Source organism: Bacillus sp. JJ722 (assembly GCF_036963345.1).
Classification (GTDB): Bacteria; Bacillota; Bacilli; order Bacillales; family DSM-1321; genus Bacillus_AD.
This window is the reverse complement of sequence record NZ_JBALMO010000045.1, coordinates 5,028-13,270: the sequence shown is the minus strand read 5'-3', so window position 1 is coordinate 13,270 and position 8,243 is coordinate 5,028. Positions and strand designations below refer to the sequence as shown.

Below are 8,243 nucleotides of genomic sequence, written 5' to 3'. Positions count from 1 at the left end.
TTGGGTGCTCGGAGCTGGATGCAGAATCACCATATTTCAAAGTTATCAACAAAGAATTATTTTACAATTTCCTAAGCATCAAAAAAAGAGGATGTCAAAGTCCGACATCCTCTTTATCATAATGTTAAAACATTGGGTTTTCTTCTAGAAATTCATACACATTCTCTACTAATTCATCAGGATTATTTCCCGTAACAACTTCTCCATTTACTAGGGCATACATATAATGATCGCATTTCCCACAATAATTGAGACAGCCATATTCTATTATATCTAAATTTGGATCCTTTTCGAGCTTTTCTAAAGCTTCTTGTGCACCTTGCGCTAAATTACTTACGCAAAATTCAATAATTGGCTTGATCATGTCCCTCACCTCTCTACCTTCTGTTATGCTACCTTCTTTGTATATAACAGTCAAATTTTTGAAACCTTTTTGACTTAATTCTACTTCGATTACGTAAAGCTTTCTTTAGCAAATTAACTACACTGACACTTCCATTTATAGGATAAATCCCAAGAATGTATATAACCAGGGATAATCTGATAATAGCGTTTACATTGAATTTTCGTAATATTGTTGTAGTTTCGACACAATTTCGATATACTACTTTATGGAATGATATTGGGAGAAATGATGGGAAATAGTGAAGACGTTTTCAAGCCTTCAATACTACTTCCCGATTTATTATGAAGTGATATATTAAGGGAATACACATCACTTTCAGTACAAATAACAAACAAGCATAACAACAAAGGGGATAATGTGATGAGAAAACTAGTTATACTTGGCGGAGGATACGGTGGTATGAAGCTTTTACAACGTTTCCTTCCAAATCAGTTACCTGAAGATGTTACCATTACTTTAATAGACCGCAATCCATACCATAGTTTAAAAACAGAATTTTACGCTTTAGCTGCTGGTACTATTTCTGATCAACACATTCGTGTTGCCTTTCCAGAACATCCAAAACTATCATACGTTAGTGGAAATATAAAAGAAATTTTATTAAAAGAAAACGCAATTATATTAGATAATGAACAAACCATCACCTATGATGATCTTGTAATTGGATTAGGTTGCGAAGATAAGTATCATAATGTACCTGGTGCAGAGCAATATACGTACAGTATTCAAACAATCCATAAGTCTAGAACAACATATCAAGTACTTAATGGACTAACTAAGGGAGCAACTGTATCAATTGTTGGAGCTGGACTTAGTGGAGTTGAATTAGCGAGTGAACTGATCGAAAGTCGCCCAGATTTACAGATTAAGTTATTCGATCGTGGCAAACATATTTTATCTTCCTTCTCACCACGCCTTAGTGCATATGTAGAAGGTTGGTTTGATGCTCATAATGTAGAAATTATTAATCAATCTAACATTACTAAAGTAGAAGAAAATGCTCTTTACAATCACGATGAAAGAATTCAAAGTGACGTAATTGTATGGACAGCAGGTATTCAACCTAGCAAAATTGTTCGTGAATTAGATGTTGAAAAAGACCATCAAGGTCGAGTAAAGTTAACACCTCAGCATTTCATTCCAAATTACGAGAACGTATTTGTTGTAGGAGACTGCGCAAGCCTTGACCATGCTCCAAGTGCTCAACTAGCAGAAAGTCAAGCTGAGCAAATTTCTGTTGTGCTGACAAAGAAATGGAATGGTGAACCACTGCCTGAGAGTTTCCCTAAAATGAAATTAAATGGCGTACTAGGCTCGCTTGGTAAGAAACAAGGATTTGGTTTAGTATCAAATCGTGCTATCACCGGGAGAGTAGCACGCATGTTGAAATCTGGCGTACTTTGGTTGCATAAGTACCACAATGGTTAATAGATATAAGAAGAGGCTGTCCTTCCTATAGACAACCTCTTCTTTATTATTGTTCAGGAATATGATATCCGTATTGTTCCATTTCTTGAACAATTTTCTTAAGTTGTATAATCCCTTCCCCAACAATCTCTTTCTCAATAACAACTACTGGATAAAACAAATCATCCTCTATGATTTGTTGACAAAATTCACTGTGCTTTTCATCTTGTTGTTCTTGAAAAATATCCACATAGGTGATTTGAAACGGTTGTTGTGGAAATTTCCTTGTTAAAGCTGCATCGAGCCATTCAAAAGTATCTTTAGAAGATGGTACATTTACACAACTTGCACAAACTTGTTCAGCGCCATAAACAACAATTTCTAATTTCCCCTTATCCACTAAGAATCCCCCTCTTGATCTCTAATATTACTAATTTCATTGTAGTGTAAACCAATCTTTTCCGAAAGTAAGAATACTCAATGGATTTTTTAGGTGGTAGTGATTATAATATGATTAGATAAGGAAAGGAGTCGATAGAATGTCTGAACAATCAATGACAGAACAAGTTCAAGAAGTACTAGATAAATTGCGTCCATTTTTATTACGTGATGGAGGAGACTGTGAACTTGTTGATATTGAAGATGGAATTGTAAAACTTCGTTTACTTGGCGCTTGTGGTAGTTGCCCAAGTTCTACAATTACTCTTAAAGCAGGCATCGAGCGTGCTCTTCTAGAAGAAGTACCTGGTGTTGTAGAAGTAGAACAAGTTTTTTAATAAAACAATTAAGGGTGTCCTTTTATTAGGACACCCTCTTTGTTACTGTTTAGGAATTCATAAAATAATTGGTTGTTGATCACTTTGGAATAAAGTGATTCTACGTCCAGCTCCGAGCACCCAACGCCTAGTGAACTTCACACTTCTTCTTACGATAAGTCAACATCGAATCGCTTATCAGCTCTTCGTGTTTCCTTTATCTCGTGCGAAGTGCTCCAGTTCATACGGCGTTGAACGGGCGCTCTGCGCTTTTGTTACTTAATTCTGTACAAGATCGGCTTTACTCATTACCACGCAACCATCTGTATCAATATATAAATGCTTTATTGTACAATCTTCAAAGCGTTCGGAAAGAGTTTGAATTAAACTCGGCATATTCTCGCTTGTTGCAAAACAAACAACTGTTGGGCCAGCTCCACTCAATGCTGTTCCAAAGGCACCTGCACGTTCAGCAATCTCTTCTACTTCCGTTAAAAGAGGTACAAGCTTTCGTCGGTAAGGTTGATGGAAAAGATCACGCTTCATCATTTCACCTGCAACTTGATAATTACCGGATAATAATGCAGTAATGAAGGTGTTAGCAATCGCGCTTGCTTTCACACCTTCACTATATGAAAAAGTTGAAGGTAATACGTTTCTCGAATCGCTTGTTAACAGCTCATAATTAGGAATAACAGCCGCCACTTCCACATTGGCTAAAGGAAGCGTTAATAAATGCGTGCCGCTCTCTTCATGCTCTCCTACTACCAATCCCCCAGTTACGGAAGCACCAGCGTTATCCGGATGCCCCTCCTCTAACGATGCTAAATGAACTTTCTCTTCAACTGAAAGTCCAAGATTACCAATTGTATCTGCCAATTGAATACCCGCAACAATCGCTGAAGCACTGCTTCCTAAACCTCTAGCCAAGGGAATCTCACTATGCACAGCTAAGTGACAAGGAGATAATGAAACGCCATATTTTTTGGCAGTTTGTTGTGCTATTTTCACAATATAATGATCTTCATTCGTTGGAAAAGCTTTCATCTCTTCTGTTAATGGTTCAACTACCCATTTATCACTTGGATAAACATGTACAGTTAAGTATAGTGAAAGCGCAAGCCCGATTGAATCAAATCCTGGTCCTAAATTAGCTGAACTAGCAGGAACCCGAATCGTACACATCATATCGTCGCTCATACTTTTGCCACACCTTTAATATGGTCAATGATTTCAGCTTCACTTGTTGGTAAAACAACGGGCTTAATATCACTATATTCAACAGCTGTTGTTGGGTCTTTCAATCCATTACCAGTTAAGACAGCAACTACTTTACTACCTTGTTTAATTTCACCTGTTTCTACTTGCTTAATTAAACCAGCAATACTAGCGCATGAACCTGGCTCAGCAAAGATTCCTTCTGAACGAGCTAAACGTTTGTACGCAGCCAGAATTTGCTCATCTGTCACTTCATCAATCTTTCCATTTGACTCTTTTGCCGCATTAACAGCGAACTCCCAACTTGCAGGATTTCCGATACGAATAGCTGTTGCGATTGTTTCAGGATTCTTAATTACTTCACCACGAACAATGGCAGCTGCACCTTCTGCTTCGAAACCATGCATTTCTGGAAGTTTAGTACCTTTCTTCTCATGATATTCTTTGAATCCCTTCCAATAAGCCGTAATATTACCAGCGTTACCTACTGGAATAGCTAGGACGTCTGGTGCATCTCCTAATACGTCGCAAATTTCAAACGCAGCTGTCTTTTGTCCTTCGATACGATATGGATTCACAGAGTTTACTAGAGCAATCGGTGATTTCTCACTAATACTACGAACGATTTCTAATGCATCGTCAAAGTTCCCATCAATCGCAACGATTTCAGCACCGTACATTACCGCTTGTGCGAGTTTACCCATCGCTATTTTTCCATCTGGAATAATAACAATACAACGGATACCTAATCGAGCGGCGTATGCTGCCGCTGCTGCTGAAGTATTACCAGTAGATGCACAAATAATTGTGTCACTACCTTCTTCAACAGCCTTCGCAACCGCCATAACCATACCACGATCTTTAAATGATCCTGTTGGATTTGCTCCTTCATACTTCACATATAGTTCAACACCTAGCTCTTTCGAAAGGTTTTCACACTTTAATAGCGGTGTATTACCTTCTTGAAGTGTTAATAGTGGCGTATTATCTGTTACTGGTAAAAAATCTTTATATTCTTGAATTAATCCTTTCCAACCCATTATGCTTCGTCTCCTTCTACTCGATACGTGCTTTTCACATCGCGTACTAATTCATTGTCACGTAGTTGCTGTAAAACATCTTCAAGATCTTGCTTCGTTGCTTTATGTGTAACTAGAACGATTTCAGATTGATCTTTATCTTTTAGTGGTAATTGCATAATCTTCTCAAAGCTAATATTATGTTTTGAGAATAATGTCGTAATGGATGCAAATACACCTAATTCATCTTTCACATGTAAACGAAGGAAATATTTCGATAGAATTTCATCGTTAGACTTTAAAACCTTATCATATTGAGGAGCAGCTGCACTGCGGCCGTTAACTCCTAATCTCATATTCTTCATTACTGCAACTAAATCGGAAACAATTGATGTAGCCGTCGGTAAACTTCCTGCACCTGGACCGTAGAACATTGTCTCTCCAACTGCTTCACCATATATATACACCGCATTATATTCATCATTTACACCAGCAAGGGGATGTGATTCTGCAAGTAAAGTTGGTTGTACACTTACATCTACTTTCTCACCAACACGATCTGCAATACCAATTAATTTAATTGTGTACCCTAGACGTTTACTGTAAGCTAAGTCTTCTTCAGTGATATTTGTAATACCTTTAACACTAACATCCGCTAAATCAATATTCATTGAGAATCCTAGAGTTGCAAGTATAGCCATTTTACGAGCCGCATCCAAGCCTTCTACATCAGCTGTTGGATCACTTTCAGCATAGCCAAGATCTTGTGCTTCTTTTAAAACTTCTGCGTATGGACTTCCATACTTACTCATCTTAGTAAGAATGAAATTTGTCGTTCCGTTCACAATTCCCATCATTTTCGTAATACGATCAGATGCTAATCCATCTACTAAACCACGTAAAATCGGGATGCCACCGGCAACACTCGCTTCGTAAAATAAATCACAATTGTTTCTAGTTGCTTCTGCTAATAATTCAGGACCATGTAATGCCATTAAATCTTTATTCGCAGTCACAACATGTTTTTTGTTGCGAACTGCTCGTAATAAGTAATGACGTGTTTCTTCAACTCCACCCATTACTTCAATCACTACATCAATTTCTGGATCGTCTAAAATATCATCTGCTATGTCGGTTAACAAGTTGTTGTCAACAACGACCCCTCTTTCCTTTTGTAAATTCTTAACGAGAATTTTTTTAATTTTTACAGGACAACCAATTTGATGCATTAGCTTATCCTGATGATTTTCAATAATTTGAACTACTCCTGATCCAACCGTACCAAGACCCAATAAACCAATTGAAATAGCTTTCATACCGTATACTCCCTCTCTATTGTTCTCTCTAAATAAACATTTGTTTTTGTATAAAAGACATTATATGCTTTCTGTTAGCTATTTTCAATAGTCAAAAATAACAGAAAAATTTGTATGCGTTTATTGTACAAGAAATAAACAATAAGTAGAACAATTATGTGCCTTTATTTTAAAAAACAAAGACACTAATAAACTCCTATAGCCAATCGACTTTTGGAATGCGAAAATTTTGGACAGGAACTTCGTTAATTTCGTAAAAATAACGTAAAAATTCTTCATGATGATGAGCCCCATCAAGATTTTTCTGTAGATGTTCTTCTAATATCTTTTGATCACTTATATTTCTCGAACTAAAATAGCTTTCAACAGCTTCTAAATAGTGAACTGGAAAAAGAAGACGCGCATATAATAAACGCCAGGAAAACCCACTCAATGGTAAATAACTTTGATATTCATTCATAAATTGTACCATTGATGGTTGATATGTTTGAGGTAAATGGTGGTAATGCTGTCTAAGCCATTCACCAATATCACGGCTTTGATGATCAAATACCCAATCAAATGGATTTTTAAGTAAATATTCCCCACTCCATGTATCACTATAAAAGCGTTCATGACAAACCGTTCCGGCATCTAAATTAGTTGGGTTTTCATCAATTTCACAATCTACTAGATATTGTATAGCATTTTCCCCCAATCCCAAATAATAAGGAAATGATTCAACAAACAACCTTTCGAAATCATTAATTGGATGAGCTTGTAGCTTCTCACGCCATACTCCTTCAATCGTATCAATTCTATTTTCCCAAAGCTCTTTCCATTTACCAATTCGATTACAAACCTTAATTGGTTCTGCAAATGTATGTCCGCGACTATGGAATTTAGCTAATTTACTACCCATTTTGATGGATCTAGGTTCTTCTAAAAGTAAATTTTCCGTCAAGATAAAAAGATTTCCTTCATCCTCAGATAAGTATGTATTCTCCCTAGACATAACAAAGCTAGATACATACTGATCTCCTTGTTGCTGCATAAAATGTGACATCTTCAACCTTTCCATTAATTCATCTTCATTTACTTCACTAATGGGAACAATTGTATATAAAGCATTTCCCGAAAAAAAACGTTGATAAGCTCCTTCCGTACGCTGACGTTCCATAACCAAGCCATAGTTTTCATAAATCACATCTTGCAGCATATTCTTCTCCCCTTTTTTCTTCCGTGTAAAATATTCAAGTTCGGTTACTCTATAATATATGAGCTTTTAATCCGCTCTTTTCACATTACTTTTGCTTTCATTGAAAGTTTTGGTAAACCAATCATTTTTCACTATATATTTGTAGTTACAAAGTACAAGAGTGAACGCATAAGATAATAAGAAAAACCGTCGCCAATCCTTTTAATTTGAACCTCTTCTTAGGAATAAGCCTATTAGAATCTGGGCGACTTTCGCTGCACAATAGATACAATCTCATACTGATAAAAAAGAAGAAAAGGTGAGCTATTCATGACCCAAAATCAATTTAATTTATCCGAACAAACCGCTCGCAATTGGTTAAAGGAGAGAGGGGTAACAACGCACGATATTGCTGAACTAGTGATGTACTTGCAAAGCCAATATCATGATAATCTTTCTATAAATGAATGCCTTCATAACGTTGAGAGGGTATTAACAAAACGAGAAGTACAAAATGCTATTCTTACTGGAATACAGCTTGATTTGTTCGCGGAAAAGAAAATGCTAGAAGAACCTTTACAATCGATGATCTCAACGGACGAAGGATTATACGGTGTTGACGAAATATTAGCGTTCTCTATCGTAAATGTATATGGTTCCATCGGCTTTACAAACTATGGCTACATCGATAAACAAAAACCTGGCATTTTAAAGAGACTGAATGATAAATCGTCAGGACAATGTCATACATTTTTAGATGACATCGTTGGTGCAATTGCTGCCGCTGCTTCAAGCAGACTTGCCCATCGAGTAGAAAATACAGAATGATCAAGAAAAGCGGAAGCGCACGGTTAGCTCCGTATCTTCTTTCGCCCATCGACTGAGATAAAGGATACACGAAGAGCTGACAAGCGATTCGATGGTCCAGCTTCAACGGCCAGCCCC

Annotated in this window: 9 protein-coding genes; 3 read left to right on the top strand and 6 right to left on the bottom strand. The window is 36.9% G+C overall.

From position 1 onward, the window contains the following. Positions 1 to 124: 124 nt before the first annotated feature. Positions 125 to 364 (bottom strand): YuzB family protein, encoded by a 240-nt coding sequence (locus V7014_RS07735; protein WP_335505852.1) that lies wholly within the window; start codon positions 362 to 364, stop codon positions 125 to 127. Positions 365 to 766: 402 nt separating this feature from the next. Between V7014_RS07735 and V7014_RS07730 the strand changes: the two genes are divergently transcribed. Further along, entirely contained in the window at positions 767 to 1,834 is a 1,068-nt protein-coding gene (locus V7014_RS07730) for an NAD(P)/FAD-dependent oxidoreductase (RefSeq protein WP_335505848.1), read from the top strand. 46 nt (positions 1,835 to 1,880) lie between these two features. Here V7014_RS07730 and V7014_RS07725 read toward each other — a convergent pair whose 3' ends face one another. Next, positions 1,881 to 2,213 carry a YuzD family protein gene (locus V7014_RS07725; protein ID WP_335505846.1) on the bottom strand — a complete coding sequence of 111 codons (333 nt, stop codon included), beginning with the start codon at positions 2,211 to 2,213 and terminating at the stop codon, positions 1,881 to 1,883. 139 nt (positions 2,214 to 2,352) lie between these two features. Between V7014_RS07725 and V7014_RS07720 the strand changes: the two genes are divergently transcribed. After that, on the top strand, positions 2,353 to 2,589 hold the full coding sequence (locus V7014_RS07720; protein WP_335505844.1) for a NifU family protein: 237 nt from the start codon (positions 2,353 to 2,355) through the stop codon (positions 2,587 to 2,589). A gap of 258 nt (positions 2,590 to 2,847) precedes the next feature. On the opposite strand, the gene thrB is transcribed toward V7014_RS07720, so the two are convergent. The 4 genes from thrB to yutH form a co-directional block, all read right to left on the bottom strand. Further along, complete coding sequence (gene thrB, locus V7014_RS07715; protein WP_335505842.1) at positions 2,848 to 3,768, bottom strand: homoserine kinase; 921 nt, start codon at positions 3,766 to 3,768, stop codon at positions 2,848 to 2,850. Then, positions 3,765 to 4,826: a threonine synthase gene (gene thrC / locus V7014_RS07710; protein WP_335505840.1), complete on the bottom strand. Its 1,062-nt coding sequence runs from the start codon at positions 4,824 to 4,826 to the stop codon at positions 3,765 to 3,767. The genes thrB and thrC overlap by 4 nt, the downstream gene beginning before the upstream one ends. Next, positions 4,826 to 6,121 (bottom strand): homoserine dehydrogenase, encoded by a 1,296-nt coding sequence (locus V7014_RS07705; protein ID WP_335505838.1) that lies wholly within the window; start codon positions 6,119 to 6,121, stop codon positions 4,826 to 4,828. The genes thrC and V7014_RS07705 overlap by 1 nt, the downstream gene beginning before the upstream one ends. A 196-nt stretch (positions 6,122 to 6,317) precedes the next feature. Next, positions 6,318 to 7,319 (bottom strand): spore coat putative kinase YutH, encoded by a 1,002-nt coding sequence (gene yutH / locus V7014_RS07700; RefSeq protein WP_335505836.1) that lies wholly within the window; start codon positions 7,317 to 7,319, stop codon positions 6,318 to 6,320. Between the two features lie 309 nt (positions 7,320 to 7,628). Between yutH and V7014_RS07695 the strand changes: the two genes are divergently transcribed. Then, positions 7,629 to 8,126 (top strand): phosphatidylglycerophosphatase A family protein, encoded by a 498-nt coding sequence (locus V7014_RS07695; RefSeq protein ID WP_335505835.1) that lies wholly within the window; start codon positions 7,629 to 7,631, stop codon positions 8,124 to 8,126. Positions 8,127 to 8,243 lie beyond the last annotated feature (117 nt).

Excerpts from the sequence above, each read along its gene's own strand:
- V7014_RS07735 (WP_335505852.1), bottom strand. The coding sequence starts at position 364 with ATGATCAAGCCAATTATTGAATTTTGCGTAAGTAATTTAGCGCAAGGT.
- yutH (WP_335505836.1), bottom strand. The coding sequence starts at position 7,319 with ATGCTGCAAGATGTGATTTATGAAAACTATGGCTTGGTTATGGAACGT.
- V7014_RS07730 (WP_335505848.1), top strand. The coding sequence starts at position 767 with ATGAGAAAACTAGTTATACTTGGCGGAGGATACGGTGGTATGAAGCTT.
- V7014_RS07720 (WP_335505844.1), top strand. The coding sequence starts at position 2,353 with ATGTCTGAACAATCAATGACAGAACAAGTTCAAGAAGTACTAGATAAA.
- thrB (WP_335505842.1), bottom strand. The coding sequence starts at position 3,768 with ATGAGCGACGATATGATGTGTACGATTCGGGTTCCTGCTAGTTCAGCT.
- thrC (WP_335505840.1), bottom strand. The coding sequence starts at position 4,826 with ATGGGTTGGAAAGGATTAATTCAAGAATATAAAGATTTTTTACCAGTA.
- V7014_RS07705 (WP_335505838.1), bottom strand. The coding sequence starts at position 6,121 with ATGAAAGCTATTTCAATTGGTTTATTGGGTCTTGGTACGGTTGGATCA.
- V7014_RS07695 (WP_335505835.1), top strand. The coding sequence starts at position 7,629 with ATGACCCAAAATCAATTTAATTTATCCGAACAAACCGCTCGCAATTGG.